This window comes from Bordetella petrii, assembly GCF_000067205.1.
In the GTDB taxonomy this organism is placed as follows: Bacteria; Pseudomonadota; Gammaproteobacteria; order Burkholderiales; family Burkholderiaceae_B; genus Bordetella_A; species Bordetella_A petrii.
This window is the reverse complement of record NC_010170.1, coordinates 1199116-1213167: the sequence shown is the minus strand read 5'-3', so window position 1 is coordinate 1213167 and position 14052 is coordinate 1199116. Positions and strand designations below refer to the sequence as shown.

The 14052-nt window shown below is 62.1% G+C and carries 16 protein-coding genes and 3 pseudogenes; 7 read left to right on the top strand and 12 right to left on the bottom strand.

Annotated elements, in window-relative coordinates:
• Positions 1-2: 2 nt before the first annotated feature.
• Genes BPET_RS05850 through BPET_RS05840 form a run of 3 tightly spaced genes read right to left on the bottom strand, consistent with a single transcriptional unit; the run spans position 3 to position 3345 of the window.
• Positions 3-1607 carry a carboxyl transferase domain-containing protein gene (locus BPET_RS05850; protein ID WP_012248147.1) on the bottom strand — a complete coding sequence of 535 codons (1605 nt, stop codon included), beginning with the start codon at positions 1605-1607 and terminating at the stop codon, positions 3-5.
• A 32-nt stretch (positions 1608-1639) separates the two neighbouring features.
• Complete coding sequence (locus BPET_RS05845; RefSeq protein WP_012248146.1) at positions 1640-1957, bottom strand: AtuA-related protein; 318 nt, start codon at positions 1955-1957, stop codon at positions 1640-1642.
• 11 nt (positions 1958-1968) lie between these two features.
• The gene (locus BPET_RS05840) at positions 1969-3345 is read right to left on the bottom strand and encodes an acyclic terpene utilization AtuA family protein (RefSeq protein ID WP_012248145.1); all 1377 of its coding nucleotides are present in this window, start codon (positions 3343-3345) and stop codon (positions 1969-1971) included.
• 384 nt (positions 3346-3729) lie between these two features.
• On the opposite strand from BPET_RS05840, the gene tnpA (BPET_RS05835) reads away from it, so the two are divergent.
• The 5 genes from tnpA (BPET_RS05835) (at position 3730) to istB (ending at position 7125) form a co-directional block, all read left to right on the top strand.
• On the top strand, positions 3730-4041 hold the full coding sequence (gene tnpA / locus BPET_RS05835; protein ID WP_050978208.1) for an IS66 family insertion sequence element accessory protein TnpA: 312 nt from the start codon (positions 3730-3732) through the stop codon (positions 4039-4041).
• Positions 4041-4397 carry an IS66 family insertion sequence element accessory protein TnpB gene (gene tnpB / locus BPET_RS05830; RefSeq protein WP_012248143.1) on the top strand — a complete coding sequence of 119 codons (357 nt, stop codon included), beginning with the start codon at positions 4041-4043 and terminating at the stop codon, positions 4395-4397. Before tnpA (BPET_RS05835) ends, tnpB (BPET_RS05830) begins: the two co-directional genes overlap by 1 nt.
• Before the next feature lie 22 nt (positions 4398-4419).
• Positions 4420-4905, top strand: coding sequence for an IS66 family transposase (locus BPET_RS05825; RefSeq protein WP_012248142.1), 486 nt, complete (start codon positions 4420-4422; stop codon positions 4903-4905).
• Positions 4871-6277 carry an IS21 family transposase gene (istA, locus tag BPET_RS05820; protein WP_012248141.1) on the top strand — a complete coding sequence of 469 codons (1407 nt, stop codon included), beginning with the start codon at positions 4871-4873 and terminating at the stop codon, positions 6275-6277. Before BPET_RS05825 ends, istA begins: the two co-directional genes overlap by 35 nt.
• A gap of 68 nt (positions 6278-6345) precedes the next feature.
• On the top strand, positions 6346-7125 hold the full coding sequence (gene istB, locus BPET_RS05815; RefSeq protein ID WP_373559940.1) for an IS21-like element helper ATPase IstB: 780 nt from the start codon (positions 6346-6348) through the stop codon (positions 7123-7125).
• Positions 7126-7162: 37 nt separating this feature from the next.
• On the opposite strand, the pseudogene BPET_RS25785 reads toward istB, so the two are convergent.
• Positions 7163-7369, bottom strand: a pseudogene (locus BPET_RS25785) (IS3 family transposase); the annotation flags it as partial.
• Here BPET_RS25785 and tnpC point away from each other — a divergent pair.
• Positions 7357-8163, top strand: a pseudogene (gene tnpC, locus BPET_RS05805) (IS66 family transposase); the annotation flags it as partial. The pseudogenes BPET_RS25785 and tnpC overlap by 13 nt on opposite strands.
• A 6-nt stretch (positions 8164-8169) precedes the next feature.
• Here tnpC and BPET_RS05800 read toward each other — a convergent pair.
• The 4 genes from BPET_RS05800 to BPET_RS05785 all read right to left on the bottom strand — a co-directional run bounded on the left by BPET_RS05800 (position 8170) and on the right by BPET_RS05785 (position 9498).
• Positions 8170-8364 carry a hypothetical protein gene (locus BPET_RS05800; RefSeq protein WP_012248138.1) on the bottom strand — a complete coding sequence of 65 codons (195 nt, stop codon included), beginning with the start codon at positions 8362-8364 and terminating at the stop codon, positions 8170-8172.
• Between the two features lie 79 nt (positions 8365-8443).
• On the bottom strand, positions 8444-8788 hold the full coding sequence (tnpB, locus tag BPET_RS05795) for an IS66 family insertion sequence element accessory protein TnpB (protein ID WP_012248137.1): 345 nt from the start codon (positions 8786-8788) through the stop codon (positions 8444-8446).
• On the bottom strand, positions 8785-9183 hold the full coding sequence (gene tnpA, locus BPET_RS05790; RefSeq protein ID WP_012248136.1) for an IS66-like element accessory protein TnpA: 399 nt from the start codon (positions 9181-9183) through the stop codon (positions 8785-8787). Before tnpA (BPET_RS05790) ends, tnpB (BPET_RS05795) begins: the two co-directional genes overlap by 4 nt.
• Before the next feature lie 54 nt (positions 9184-9237).
• The gene (locus BPET_RS05785; RefSeq protein WP_050978207.1) at positions 9238-9498 is read right to left on the bottom strand and encodes a hypothetical protein; all 261 of its coding nucleotides are present in this window, start codon (positions 9496-9498) and stop codon (positions 9238-9240) included.
• Between the two features lie 90 nt (positions 9499-9588).
• On the opposite strand from BPET_RS05785, the pseudogene BPET_RS05775 reads away from it, so the two are divergent.
• Positions 9589-11141: pseudogene (locus tag BPET_RS05775) on the top strand (IS3 family transposase).
• Between the two features lies 1 nt (position 11142).
• On the opposite strand, the gene BPET_RS27285 reads toward BPET_RS05775, so the two are convergent.
• The 4 genes from BPET_RS27285 to BPET_RS05750 all read right to left on the bottom strand — a co-directional run bounded on the left by BPET_RS27285 (position 11143) and on the right by BPET_RS05750 (position 14046).
• The gene (locus BPET_RS27285; RefSeq protein WP_050978206.1) at positions 11143-11556 is read right to left on the bottom strand and encodes a peptidoglycan-binding domain-containing protein; all 414 of its coding nucleotides are present in this window, start codon (positions 11554-11556) and stop codon (positions 11143-11145) included.
• A 761-nt stretch (positions 11557-12317) separates the two neighbouring features.
• Entirely contained in the window at positions 12318-12524 is a 207-nt protein-coding gene (locus BPET_RS05765) for a DUF6494 family protein (protein WP_041862738.1), read from the bottom strand.
• A gap of 442 nt (positions 12525-12966) precedes the next feature.
• Positions 12967-13344 carry a hypothetical protein gene (locus BPET_RS05755; protein WP_012248132.1) on the bottom strand — a complete coding sequence of 126 codons (378 nt, stop codon included), beginning with the start codon at positions 13342-13344 and terminating at the stop codon, positions 12967-12969.
• A 24-nt stretch (positions 13345-13368) separates the two neighbouring features.
• Positions 13369-14046 carry a hypothetical protein gene (locus BPET_RS05750; protein ID WP_012248131.1) on the bottom strand — a complete coding sequence of 226 codons (678 nt, stop codon included), beginning with the start codon at positions 14044-14046 and terminating at the stop codon, positions 13369-13371.
• Positions 14047-14052 lie beyond the last annotated feature (6 nt).

The following is a 14052-nucleotide window of genomic DNA, read 5'->3' as shown; positions in this document are numbered from 1 at the left end:
GGCTACATCCTGAACACGCCGAAGCGCGTGGGTTCCTTCGGTCCGGCGGCTGCGAGCGCCAAGCCAAGCGTCAGCCAGTCGCGGGTGTCGGCGGGTTCAATCACGCTATCTACCCACAAGCGGGATGCTGCGTTCAGGGCGGTGCTTTCGGCACCATAGGTATCGCGGATAGGCGCCTTGTAGGCCTCTGCCTCTTCGGCGCTGAATTCCTTGCCCTGACGGGCCAGTTGCTCGCCGCGCACCAGCGCCAGCACCGTGGCGGCTTGTTCCCCGCCCATCACAGAGGTCCTGGCATTGGGCCACATGGCCATGAACCGGGGTCCGAATGCTCGTCCGCACATGGCATACGCGCCCGCTCCGTAACTGCCGCCGACAATGACGCTGAACTTGGGCACCCGGGCCGTGGAAACCGCGTTGACCATCTTCGCCCCGTCCTTCGCTATACCGCCCTGCTCGTACTGCACTCCCACCATGAAGCCACTGATGTTGTGCAGAAATACGAGCGGGATGTTTTCCTGGCAGCACAGTTCGATGAAGTTGGCTGCTTTCTGGGCACTCTGGCCAAGAAGAACGCCGTCGTTGGCGAGCACGCCCACCGGATAACCGCCAATGGCGCCGGTGCCGCAAATAAGGCTGGTGCCATAGCGTTCGCGGTACTGCACCAGTTCGCTGCCGTCCAGCAGGCGCGCCAGCACGTCCAGCATAGGCATTGCCTGCTTGGGATTGGCGGGAATGAGTCCGGGCAATTCCGCCGCTTCGTAGCGGGGAGGCCGGCACGGACGGGGCGGCGGCGCCAGTGCCGGGGCCTCGCAGCGTCCAAGAATGCCGCGCACCAGTTCGAGTGCGTGCAACTCATCGTTCGCGAAATGGTCGGCCACGCCGGACAGGCGGGTGTGCGTGTCCGCACCCCCAAGCTCCTGGGCGTCAACCAATTCGCCGGTAGCGGCCTGCACCAGCTGCGGTCCGCCCAGGTAGATCATGCCCGCCTTGTCGACGATCACGGTTTCGTCACACATCGCTGGGATATAGGCGCCGCCGGCAGTGCAAGCGCCCAGCACCGCCGCAACTTGTTTAAGCCCAAGGGCCGACATCTCGGCGATATTGCGAAAGATCTTGCCGAAGTGCTGCTCGTCCGGAAATATGTCGCCCTGCAAAGGCAGAAAGGCACCTCCCGAATCCACCAGATAGACGCAGGGCAAGCCGTTCTCACGTGCAATGGCCTGGGCGCGCACCTGCTTCTTGATGGTCAGCGGGTAATACGTTCCACCCTTGGCCGTCGCATCGTTGGCCATGATCATGCAGGCCCGGCCGGACACAATGCCGACACCAGTAATGATCCCGGCTCCCGGCGACTGGCCATCGTACGCGCCATCGGCAGCTAACTGGCCGACCTCCAGGAACGGCGTGCCGGCATCCAGCAGCGTATTGATACGCTCGCGCGGTAACAGCTTTCCGCGCGCCAGATGCGCTTGGCGCGCGCGTTCGCCGCCGCCAGCAATCGCTCGTTCTCTTGCAGCGAGCAGCGGCGCGCGCAATGCTTCATACGCCGCCGAATTCGCGGCGAAGTCCGGGCTGCCCGGCCCGGGGCGGGAAGAAAGAATAGCCATTTGTTGAATACCGTCGGTGGGATTACAGGGATTCAGCTCGGATCACGCACGGGCAGGCGCAAAAGCGCATGCCCCAGCGATTTTCCCGTCTGATCCAACCGCAAGGTGCGCGTTGCCCCGCCTCCCAGCGCATGACGCATGATCACCATCATGGCGCCGATGTTGTCCATGGGGTGGCACTCCACCTCGCCCTGGACCCAATCGCCGTAAAGCGCCTTGACGTCGGCGGGCTTTACGCTCGCGAGCAGTTGCGCGTACTCATGCTGTCCTCGGGCCACCAGTCCCACGCTGCACACGTCCCCCTTGTCACCGGAGCGCACATAGGCGATGTCTTTCACTTGAAGCGTCATCAGAGCCCTCCTTAGGCCTTCAGGATTTCGGTTTTCTGTTCGACGGCGGCCCGCGGGATCAGGGTCGGCCACAGGGAGATGACGGGGCGCGGCTTCATTGGGGTGCCGAAGGACGTGCCGCCCGGGCCCATAATCCAGAGGTTCGTGCCCGCGCGGCGCACCTTGTCGGCCTCTTCGGCCGTGCGTGTACGCACCGCGCAACGCAGCCCGACTTCGGGCAGCTCGTTGGCCTGTTCGCGCCCCGGGAAGGTGGCGGCGGGACCGTGCAAGGTGTTGAGTCCAACAAAATCGAAGTGAATCTGTTCGGCGGCCAGTCCCATGCGCTCGAAACGTTCGAGCATGGTTTCGCGCGCCTTTACGGCGCGGTCATAGGCGTATGGCCATGGGAAAAACGCCATGGTCTCGCCGATCCAGCCGTCTTGGTAACCGACCACCAGCTTCCACAGGTCGGGCGCTGCCTCACCGCGCACGCCGCTGACGCGTACGCGGTCCTCTCCCTCATCGATCAGTTTCAGGGAAGTGAAGTCTGCCACGGCGTCGGGCATAAGATAGCGGCGCGGATCGCCCACCTCGTAGACCAGATGCTCCTTGATCGTCCATTCATCGACACGGCCGCCAGTGCCCGACAGCTTGGTGACGATGGCCTCGGCATCCGCGCCCACTTCAAGAATGGGAAATCCTGCTCGCCCCATGTGCGGCATCTCCGCGAACCGGGAAGACATCCCGCCCGAGCAGCCTGCCGCGCATTCGACGATGTGGCCCAGTGTCACCGCAGCAGCGTAACGGTCGATGTGTGCGGTGTCGCGGCGCCAACCAAACTCGTGGGCGAGCGGGCCGACGTAAAGCGCGTTGTCCGACACACGTCCGGCAATCACCACATCCGCGTCGCCTTCCAGACCCGCGGTGATGCCCGAACTGTCGGTATAGACATTGGCGCAAACGACGCGGTCGCGGATGGCCGCGAAGTTTTCGTCGCCGGTATCCATATTGCGGAGTGGCACCCCCTGCCCCATCAGGTCGTCGAGCTTGTCCAGCATGTCGTCGCCTTCAATCAGCGCGATGCGCGTGCCAGCAAGTCCCGCTTGGCGCGCGCCTTCGGCGATGCGCTGTGCCGCAGCTCTAGGATTCACCCCGCCACCGTTGGAAATCAATTTCGTTCCTACTGCGGTAGCGCGGGGCAAAAGATTAATCATGGTCTGAACCGCATCCGGCACGTAGCCCGCATCCGGCCGTTTCAGCTTCTGCCGCTGCAGTAGCGCCATCGTCAATTCGGCCAAGTAGTCGAAGCACAGGTAATCCAGATTGCCTCGCTCCAACAGCTCTTGTGCCGGATCTTGAGCGTCACCCCAAAATCCCGAGCCCGCACCAAGCCTTACACGTTTGGCCATGCCCAGCCTCCTATTTCCGTTTCTCTAATTTCGTTTTAATCATTCGAATTTCATTTTAGATGCCGATGTTGAAGGTCGTCAAGCGCTGAACAGGGTTGCGCCTTGAAAGTGCCCGTGGATCATTTGAAGGAGTGAAGTCGCGATGTGCCGGCGACCGTCGTTCCGTGTACAGGATCTCAATGGCCGACTGGGGGGCTCGCGACGATGAACGACTAATGGGTGGGTCAACGGGTGGGCATAACGCTCGAACCGATAGGCGCAATGTATGGGCTCACACCGGAGCCCCTCGTATCTGATCCATTAACCCCATCCTTGTCGTGATTTGCCGGAAACGAGAAGCTTCAGCCTTCGCACTTTCCGGGGAATTGAACGATGTCACAAGGCATGGAATTCTGGTCGTCGCACCTGTCGGCCATTGACGCTGAGGGCGTGACGGCAAAGGATTACGCACGGCAACACGGCCTGAGCGTGTCGTCGCTGTATTACTGGCGCAAACAATTGAAGCACGCGGCTGGCGCCAATGGCGCAGCAGGTACGTCGACCTTCCTGCCCGTGCAGGTGGCCGTAGACCGGAGCCCAGGCAGCTCGGCGAGCTGTACGCTGGTCCTGGCCCCCGGCGTTCGCCTGGAACTCGCGCAGCTGCCCTCAGCTGAGTGGCTGGCCGCGCTGGGCCGGGCACTGCAGGGCGCACGCTGATGCATCCGGGCAGCCAGATCGAGGCGGTGTACCTGTGCCGAGCGCCGGTGGACTTCCGTAAATCGATCGGCGGCTTGAGCGCGCTGGTCGAGCAGGAGCTGGGACTGAACCCGTTTGGCACGACACTGTACGTGTTCTTGAACCGCCAGCGCGACAAGATCAAATGCCTGTACTGGCATCGCAACGGCTTCTGCCTCTGGTACAAGCGCCTGGAGCGCGAGAAGTTTGCCTGGCCGCGCATGGCGGATGCGGTCACAGTCAGCGTCACGCTGCAGGAGTTCGAGTGGCTGCTCGAAGGCTTCGATCTGTGGGCACACCGGCCGCACAAGACGCTGCACTTCGCGTCCGTCACGTAGCGCAAGACGGTAGAATGGCGGCATGCCTGTGAATGCCGCCAAGCGCCCCATCCGCCGAGAGATAGCATTGCCCGAGGTAGCGGTCACACCGCTGCCCGAGGTGCTGCCTGACGACGTGGATGCGCTCAAGGCGTTACTGCATTCTCAGCTTGCCGAGCAGCAACAGGCGGCCCGGACGGTGCAGGAACACCTGCTGCGCCATATCGAGTATCTGTACGAACAAATCGTTCTACTGCGCCACCGGCAGTTCGGCATCAAGGCCGAGCACCTGCCGGCGCAGTCGCGTCTGTTCGATGAAGCCGAGGCGCTGGAGGCCGACAGCACCCCCGAGCAGGACCAGGCCGGCATTCCGGCGCAGAGCAGCACGGCGCAGGACAAGCAGGCCAAGCCCGCACGGTGTCAGTGGCATTGCAATAATCCCCATCTGTGGCATCTGAAAGTTCCCCACCCATCTTTTCTCTCAGGAGCGACAGATGGAAGACGAAGTCATGCGCAGGCAGCGGGATGATGAGGAGCCGGGTCCTTTAGAGGCCGGCCCTGGTAACGTGAGTAGTACCGTGTCCGGAACCAATGCGGATACGGAGGCGACAGTGCTCGGACAGGATGGATGGACAGAGATCCACAGGCGGCATGGCCAGGGGCAGACGGTGTCGGCGATTGCCCGAGCGCTTGGGTTGGACCGTAAAACGGTGCGCAGCTGCCTGAAGCGGGAAGCGTGGATCCCGTACCGGCGCGAGGCGAAGCGTCCGACGCTGTTGGACGCTCATTGGGAGTGGTTGCGAGAGCGGGCACCGCAAGTGGGTTATTCTGCCCGAATCCTGTACCAAGAGCTGCGTAGTCAGCGCGGCTTCACGGGCTGCTATGAAGTGGTCAAGGTGGCGATTCGGCCCATGCGTGCGCAATCGACAGCATTGTCCTTGACACAGTGGCGCTTTGAGACGGCCCCAGGTGAACAGGCTCAGGTCGATTGGGGCCAGGTTACCGTCTGGATGGGTGACAGACGAGAGAAGGTGCACGTGTTCGTGATGACCCTGGGCTACAGCCGTCGCGGTTATGCCGAGGGTTTCCTGGACGAGCGGATGTCCAGCCTGCTGACGGCCCACGAGAACGCCTTCGCACACTTCGGTGGCTGCTGCCAGACACTGCTGTATGACCGCATGCGCACGGTGACGACAGGATCGTTCGAGGACAATGCGGGCGTGCGTCGGGCACGGTTGAACGAACGGTTCCAGGCTTTCGCCGATCATTGGGGCTTTGCCATTCGGCTGTGCCAGCCCTACCGGGCCCAGACCAAGGGTAAGGTCGAGTCAGGGGTAAAGTATGTCAAACGCAACTTCGTGCCAGGTCGTCGCTTCCAGAATCTGGAAGACTTCAACGCGCAACTGGCGAGCTGGCAGGCAGAGGTTGCCGACGTGCGCGTCCATGGCACAACTCACCAGCGCCCGGTGGAGCGCTTCGCTCAGGAGGCTGCGGCGCTGATCCCGCTCGCAGGGCAGCGCGGCTTCGTGCAAGCGACCGTGCGCGAACGGGTGGTCGCAGAAGACTGGCTCGTGTCGATCGATGCAAATCGCTATTCGGTGCCGTTCCGGCTCATTGGCCAGACCGTCCAGGTCATACGCGAGGGCGGCCAGTGGGTAATTCGGCATCGTGGCCAAGTCGTCGCCGAGCATCCCGTGCTGGCAGGACGTGCGCAGTTGAGCGTGCAACCCGAGCACGGACCGGGCGCCCTGGCCCGCAATGGACGACAGCGCTTCGCTGATGTGGGCACCCGAGTGCCGTCTCTCGGCTCGACGCTGCAGGACGTGCAGGTGCGTGACTTGGCCGTGTACGATCAGTTGCTGCGCGCAGATCTGGTTGGCGATCGACGGGAGACCGCATGATGGCAACCTCCCCGCACTCATCCACAGCGGGTGCCGCGCAGGGCTCGGCCATGACGACGCCGGCCCAGTTGGAGCGCCTTGGCGAGAACCTGAGAAAGCTGCGCCTGTTCAAGAGCGGCGAGCGGCTCGAGGCGTTGCTGCAACACGCCGCGGCCCACGAACTGCCCTATGCCGAGTTCCTCGATCAGGTACTTCATGAAGAGGTCGCAGCCAAGACGAGCAAGAACATCACCATGCGTACAGCCATGGCCCGCTTCCCCTTCGTCAAGCCGTTGGAGAGCTTTGACTTCGGCTACCAGCCCTCCATCGATCGCAAGCAGGTCAATACTCTGGCCAGCTGTCACTTCATCGAGCATGGCGATAACGTCATCGTGCTGGGGCCACCGGGGGTAGGAAAGACGCACCTGGCAGTCTCGCTGGGGCTCAAGGCCATCGAATCCGGCTACCGAGTCCTGTTCACATCCGCAGCCAACCTGATCGCCACACTGACTCGGGCCCATGCTGAGGGACGCCTTGACGAAAAGCTCAAGGTCTACACGACCCCACGGCTGCTCATCATCGACGAGATCGGCTACCTGCCCATCGACCGGCTTGGCGCCAACCTGTTCTTCCAGCTCATCAGCCGCCGATACGAGCGTGGCCCGATGATATTGACCAGCAATCAAAGCTTCAGCGCCTGGGGAGACGTCTTTGGTGATCGGATCATCGCCACCGCCATCCTCGATCGGCTACTGCATCACGCCGTAACACTGAACATACGTGGCAACTCCTACCGTCTCAAGGAAAAACTCAAGGCCGGGCTCGTTCGAGCCCACGAAGACGATTCCCAACCGGGTGGGGAAATTTAAACTGCCACAGGGGGGTGCGGACAAAATCTTGGACTGATTATGCTGTAATTCCCAGGCGCTGCCTGTGCTCCATGGGGCTCATTCCGCCGAGCGAGAGTTTGATGCGATGCTCGTTATACCAGCGAATATAAGAATCGATCGCATGCATGAATTCCCCAATCGTCGTGTCGGTCCAGTCACGGTGATAGTACATCTCGTTTTTCATCCGTCCGAAGAAGCCCTCGCAGGCCGCATACGGACGACACGCCGGTGCCTGTGCTCATGCCCGGCAAAGGCAAGACGCAACAGGGTCGACTATGGACCTATGTGCGTGACGATCGCCCGCATGGCGGCAGTGCGGCGCCCGCCGCCTGGTTCCGCTACTCGCCAGACCGTAAAGGCATTCACCCGCAAACCCACCTGAAGGACTTCAGTGGTGTGCTGCAGGCCGACGCCTTTGCGGGCTACAACGAGGTCTATGCTTCGGGGCGGGTCGTGGAAGCGGCATGCTGGGCGCATGCCCGACGCAAGGTCTACGACATCCATGTCAGCCGGCCCACGCCACTGAGCACGCACTTCCTCGAGCAAGTCGCATTGCTCTATGAGATAGAGGCCAACATCCGGGGCAAACCTCCCGATGTGCGGCACGATGCTCGGCAGGAGACGGCCAAGCCCATCGTCACGGCATTGCATGCGTGGCTGATGGAGCAGTTGCCTGCGCTCTCGCGCAAGTCGCCCACGGCCGACGCGATCCGCTATGCCCTGAACCAGTGGCAGGCACTGACACGCTATCTGGACGATGGCGAAGTCGAGATCGACAACAATGCGGCCGAGCGCTCGCTGCGCGGTGTCGCCGTGGGTCGGAAAAACTATCTCTTTATGGGATCCGACCGTGGCGGCGAGCGGGCCGCCACCATGTACAGCCTGATGGAGACGGCCAAGCTCAACAGCGTCAACCCCGAGGCCTACCTGCGGCACGTACTCTCGGTGATCGCTGACTATCCAGTCAACCAGGTCGCCGACCTGTTGCCCTGGCACGTGGATCTCGCGTCGAACTGATTACCGTCATGCCGTCAAGACGGTACTCGGCAGGCGCTTACCGAGCAACAGCTTCAGGTGCTGGATCTCGTGCTTGTCGTCGCGCCCGGCCTGCTTGAGCGCGTCGCGCTCGCTGCGCAGCGCCTGCATCTCGACCCCGAGATCGGCGACCAACGCCTTCAAGGCGTCGATGTCATCGGGTATCGGGGCACGGGTTTGCATGGCCACTATTTTACCCGGATGAGCAGCATTACTCCATACAAATCAATGGCATAGAGCAATAAATCTGACCGCTAAACCATTATGTCTGTGTCGGCCTAGTGGTCCTGGCGGGGCGGCGCCAGTCGATGCCTTCGAGCAGCATCGAGAGCTGTGCTGTGGTCAGGTGCACGGCACCCGACTCGGCCGCTGGCCACACGAAGTGACCGTGCTCCAGGCGCTTGGCCAGCAGGCACAGGCCGTCCCCGCTCCACCACAACACCTTGATGCGATCGCCCCGGCGGCCCCGGAACACGAACACATGGCCACTGAAGGGATCCTCCAGCAGCGTGTGCTGCACGATGGAGGCCAGCCCATCGAAGCCGCGGCGCATGTCGGTGGTGCCAGCCGCCAGCCACACGCGGGTGCCCGCGGGCAGACCGATCATTGCATGGCCTCGATCACCTGGCGCAGCAACGGCATCGTCATCGCCCCTTGGATCACCACCTTGCCCTTGGGAAGGTGCAGTTCCAGCGCTGGGCTCATCACGGGTGACGCTGCACGTGCCGCGACCGGCACGCCTGCCTCTTGCACTGAGTCGGCATCCAGGCAAACCGGCAGCAAGCGGGGCGAGGCGCTCGGCGAGTCGTACATGCCGCGCTGATACTCGCGTCGCCAGCGCGACAGCTGATTGTGGTTCAGGTCGTGTTCACGTGCTACGCGGGCCAGCGAACTGGGAGACGCCAATACCGTCTCGACCACCTGGCGCTTGTACTCTCGACTGAATCTACGGCGCGGTTCATTGCGAAAGGAACTGGTTGCCGGCAAGGTTGCGTCTGTCATAGATCCCCATCAATTTTTAGATGGGGATCTATTCTCCTGACCTGGAAGTCTGCCTCAAGACGGTACAGGCCGGGCCGTTACCTCGGGGCTGTCCCAGCCGGGCCTGGAAAAACGCGCCTCCCGCGTGAAGTGCACCTTGCCATCGACGACATAGGACATCTTTCGCTGTTGCTTGGAGACGCACACCACCTTGCCCGTCGCACAGCGGGGGTCGAGCTCCTGGACAAGTGTGCTGGCCGGCGACGCGTCGAACAAATCGGCATAGCGGGGGTTGCGCGTGCGGCGGATCAAAAGCGCCCAGGTGCGCTCGTCCATGACCTCACTCACGGGCCCCCGCTGTCAGAATAGTTGGAACCTCAGTTGCTGTTAGAGTCCCAAACCATTGGGGGCAAAGAGAAGGTTCCGATGAAGTATTCCGCAGAACGCCGGGAAGCCATCCTGAAGAAGTTACTGGCCCCGCACAACCGCACGGTCTCCGACCTGGCACGCGAAGAAGGCATTTCCGAGGCCACGATCTATAACTGGCGCAAACAGGCCCGCGGCCAGGGCCGTTTGTTGCCAGACCAGGCGTCGGACAGCGAGGGCTGGAGCTCGCAGGACAAGTTCAACGCCGTGCTGGAAAGCGCTGCGCTGTCCGAAGTGGAGCTGGCCGAGTACTGCCGGCGCCGGGGACTGTATGCCGAGCAGTTGCGCCGCTGGCGAACGAGTTGCGAGCAGGCCAACGCGCAGAGCCAGAGCGCCGCCCGGCAGGAGGCCGACGCGCTCAAGGCTGAACGTCGCCGCACGCGCGATTTGGAGCGCGAGCTGCGCCGCAAGAACGCCGCGCTGGCTGAGACGGCAGCATTGCTGACCTTGCGAAAAAAAGCCCGGGCGATCTGGGGGGACGAGGAAGAATGACCAATGCCCAGGATCGCCGTCAAGCTGTAGCGTTGGTCGATGAGGCTCGCCAGGCCGGTGCACGCTTGCAGAGCGCATGCATCGAACTCGGTATCGGCTTGAACACTTATCGTCGCTGGGCGACGGGCGATGAGGACAGACGCCCGCACGCCATACATGCCACGCCATCGCATGCACTGACAGACGCCGAGCGCCAGGCCGTGCTGCAGGCCTGCCACCGTCCCGAGTTCGCCAGCCTGCCGCCGGCGCAGATCGTGGTACGGCTGCTCGATGAAGAGGGCCGGTACCTGGCGTCGGAGTCGACCTTCTATCGCGTGCTGCGCCAAGCCGATGAGCAGCACCGCCGTGGCCGGGCGCGCGCGCCACGTCACGCTGGAGCACCACGGCGCCACTGTGCCGACGCACCCAACCAGCTCTGGAGCTGGGACGTCACGTACCTGCATACGCGTATCCGCGGCCGGTTCTATTACCTGTATCTGATCCTGGACATCTACAGCCGGAAAATCGTCGGGGCCGAGGTGTTTGAATCGGAGAACATGGCCAACAGTGCCACCATCATCCAGCGCGCCGTGCTGCGCGAGCAGTGTCAGCACCGACCCCTGGTATTGCATGCCGATAATGGTAGCGCCATGAAAGGCTCGACCTTGCAGGTCACGCTCGAGAAGCTGGGCATTACCGCCTCGCACAGCCGACCCCAGGTATCCAACGACAACGCGTATTCCGAGGCCCTGTTCCGCACCTGCAAGTACCGGCCCGGTTACCCGATCGACGGCTTTGCAAGCGTGCAGGCCGCACGCCTGTGGGTGCATCAGTTCATCCACTGGTACAACCATGAGCATCGCCACAGCGCCATTCGCTACTTGGCTCCGGCGCAGCGTCATGCGGGCCTGGATGCCCCCATTCTGCAAGCCCGACAGCGCCTGTACCAACAAGCCAGGCAACGCCACCCAGCACGATGGTCGGGAAAACTACGCAACTGGCAGCCCATCGGCAGCGTCTGGCTCAACCCCGAGCCGGATCAACATGAGCAAGACACCGATCCAGTATTAGAGGCCGCATGAATCAGGTTCCAACTGCCTTGACAGACGCCGCGGGCAAGCCCATGCGGACGCGCCAAGCTTCGATCGCCCGCCGGGTGGTGTCGTTGAATGTGCCGTCGACCGCGCCTTGGTACAGCCCCACCTGGCGCAGCCGGTGCTGCAACTCCCTCATATAACCGGTCTGCTCCGGCGCCGTGAACCAAGAACCGACGTCGGTGTTGTTCAGCTCGGCTTCGGTCGGCACGCGCGAGCGCAGTAGCAGCGTGTCCCAGGTCTGCTGGTCGACCATGCCGGTGGCGCGGAATCCGTTGTCGCGTTGAAACTTCAGCACCGCCTCTCGCGTGAGCATGCCGAAGCGGTCGTCGACATCGTACAGCGCAAGGTATTTGGCAAGCCGCAACCGCACCTGCAACTCGCGCACTTGCGGCGACTTCACGCGGTAGCGCAGCTCCTGCGTGAGTGACCCTGACCCGCCGATCGCACGCAGCGTGGCGGCCTGGGCCCCCGTGGGTGCGCTGTGGCGCGCCGCAGGGCCTGGCGTTTGCGCCGCGGCGGCCTCGGAAGCCGTCGTCCGAGCGGAAGTCAGGCGAAGCCCGGGCTCCGTTGACGTGGCCTGTGCATGCGCAGGTAAGGCAAGACTGAAGAATGCTGCCGCCGTGATGACGAGTAAGCGCGTGCAAGAAGAAGGCCGTGGGATCATGACCGATGATTGTCGAGCCGGCAGCAGACTTGCGTCAAGCGGCATAGCGCACGGGGTTGGTCCGTAAACCAGCGGCGGGCACGAGCAGGCGCTTCTGGCCCGTTGCTGGTGGTGGCACACGTACAACACAGACATGTGGCTTTTTCTGCCCGGGCGGCCGCTCCTCCCACCTCAGATTCCGCCCCAGCCTGGTAACTCGGAATTTTGGACAGATTGACCAAGGACGCCTTGACAGCGTAAACCTACCCTCGATGTCTGAAAAGCACTCGATTACCCAGCGATGCTGGGTAAAAATGTCTGAAAAGTAGTTGATTACCGCTTGTTTTGTCTGAAAAGTAGCGGATTACTGCGTGCTATGTCTGAACACTAGAGCCTGTTATGGGCTTATCGGAGTGCCACAGTGTGGGTGGAAATCATGGTGGCCAACGGCTTGCCCCGTGGCTCATGGTTTTTCAGCACACCTACCTACTGGGCGCGCCGTCACGGACACTCCCTGTCTACTCCAGAGCGATAGTGCCCTCGAATGTCACATTCAATTTGACGCCGGCAATCTCAAGCGTCATCGTGGCAGGGAGCTTTTCATTCCCGGTTATGGCCTTCTCGGCCAGCGCGCTGGCGACCGCTTTCTCGATTTCGTTCTGGGAGCTGACGCCCACCATCTTCAGAAATTTGCGCAGACTCAGGTTGAATGTTTCTTCGTTCATGATTCCCTCTTCCAAATGCCCCTTAGCACGCTCCCCCTTCTCTACTGGACGGGATTCGTATGGGTTGCAGCGGTTGGCCATTTGTCCTGCTGCGCCCGACACATTTCAAGTTCCCGGGACAGCGAGTCGATTTGCGACTGCATGCTAGCGGCCCGCCTAAGCAACTGGCCGACTTGGTCCCAGTATTCATAACCTAGGTCGCCGTCTGCCAGTGCGAGTTCATGGAGCTTGCGAAGTGCGACGTCCAAGTCGATGCGATTGTCTGATGACATCATTTTCCTCCCCGGTTTGTCCGCACCATCATTTATTCGAAACTCAAAACAACCGCGCCTTTTCTCGCTTAGTGTAAGCGCTTTCTCGCGCGGGTCGTAGTTCGAGTCAGCTTGAGCAGATTGATGGTCGAAGTTAGAGCAACGGTTTCTGCCAGTCAATCCAGAATCCGCTAATCGCTTGGCTCGCCGGCAGCGCGGAAGTCTGCATCCTTCAGAATTTGCCGTGTGCGTGACATGCGCCACGAACTCTCTGCGGCAGAGAAATCCCACGCGCCGGAGCGAACCTTGTTCTCGACGCCCAACTCGACCCGGCGCAAGCCCTCATCGAAGCCCCCTCCTTTGGTGTCAATTTTGCGCTGGGTGTAGACCGCAAGCTGTTGCGCCAGGTCTTTGCCCGCGGCATACTGCTGGTACAACTCATCAGGCGTCAAACCAGCAAAGTACTTATTGCCAACTTTGCGCAGCAGCAGTTTCGGACGCGAGCCTGCAAGCGCGCCCGCCTGCGTCTCCCGCAGGAAATCTTCCGGCATAGCATGTTCATTCGTCATGGCCGCCTCCTGCTGGACAAGGAACTACGGCGCGGGCACGAACAGGTCATGTCCGGCTCTCGCGCCGATAACCGCCAGCCGGCCGAGGTCGGCGATTCGAATCAGTCCGCCGCGCATGGCACCATCTGGCAACTGTTTCGCACCGACCAGTTCGACGCCGGGCAGCAAGCGAGACAGCGCTGACGACTTTGTACCCATGGAGCGAGCCAGGTCTGCCAGCGGGATATAGCTCTGGCGGAACGCCAGCAACTGATGCGGCAACACGACCCGGCAAGGCTGGCCACGGCGTTGAATCGACTCGGACGCCAGCAGCCCTTCGTCCACCCAGTGCGCGATGGACTCCCATTTCCAGCCTGTCGCTTTGGCCAGTTGCTGAATCGACATGCCGGCCTCGAGCAGCGGCGTGCCGAAATACCGTGACACGTCCGCCCTCAGAAAGGACATTTCGCCCAGTGTTCGAGCATGTGCGACGGCTTTCACAGCGCCGTTCGCAATGGCCTGCATCAGCGACTCGATGGCTTGCTTCTCGCCCATGCGCCGGCTGGTCAGTTCCGCCCAGGTGAGGGTCGCATCATCGGCGACCGCAACGGGTGCGGTCCACCGGTCCACACGCGCATATAAATCCAGCACGGATTGGCGCTCGACCGGGCCGCCTTTCAGGAGGTCTTCGCGCCAGCGGATGTCTGACCGGATATCGGACACGGCTCG

Excerpts from the sequence above, each read along its gene's own strand:
- BPET_RS05850 (WP_012248147.1), bottom strand. The coding sequence starts at position 1,607 with ATGGCTATTCTTTCTTCCCGCCCCGGGCCGGGCAGCCCGGACTTCGCC.
- BPET_RS05845 (WP_012248146.1), bottom strand. The coding sequence starts at position 1,957 with ATGACGCTTCAAGTGAAAGACATCGCCTATGTGCGCTCCGGTGACAAG.
- BPET_RS05840 (WP_012248145.1), bottom strand. The coding sequence starts at position 3,345 with ATGGCCAAACGTGTAAGGCTTGGTGCGGGCTCGGGATTTTGGGGTGAC.
- tnpA (WP_050978208.1), top strand. The coding sequence starts at position 3,730 with ATGGAATTCTGGTCGTCGCACCTGTCGGCCATTGACGCTGAGGGCGTG.
- tnpB (WP_012248143.1), top strand. The coding sequence starts at position 4,041 with ATGCATCCGGGCAGCCAGATCGAGGCGGTGTACCTGTGCCGAGCGCCG.
- BPET_RS05825 (WP_012248142.1), top strand. The coding sequence starts at position 4,420 with ATGCCTGTGAATGCCGCCAAGCGCCCCATCCGCCGAGAGATAGCATTG.
- istA (WP_012248141.1), top strand. The coding sequence starts at position 4,871 with ATGGAAGACGAAGTCATGCGCAGGCAGCGGGATGATGAGGAGCCGGGT.
- BPET_RS05800 (WP_012248138.1), bottom strand. The coding sequence starts at position 8,364 with ATGCAAACCCGTGCCCCGATACCCGATGACATCGACGCCTTGAAGGCG.
- tnpB (WP_012248137.1), bottom strand. The coding sequence starts at position 8,788 with ATGATCGGTCTGCCCGCGGGCACCCGCGTGTGGCTGGCGGCTGGCACC.
- tnpA (WP_012248136.1), bottom strand. The coding sequence starts at position 9,183 with ATGACAGACGCAACCTTGCCGGCAACCAGTTCCTTTCGCAATGAACCG.
- BPET_RS05785 (WP_050978207.1), bottom strand. The coding sequence starts at position 9,498 with ATGGACGAGCGCACCTGGGCGCTTTTGATCCGCCGCACGCGCAACCCC.
- BPET_RS05765 (WP_041862738.1), bottom strand. The coding sequence starts at position 12,524 with ATGAACGAAGAAACATTCAACCTGAGTCTGCGCAAATTTCTGAAGATG.
- BPET_RS05755 (WP_012248132.1), bottom strand. The coding sequence starts at position 13,344 with ATGACGAATGAACATGCTATGCCGGAAGATTTCCTGCGGGAGACGCAG.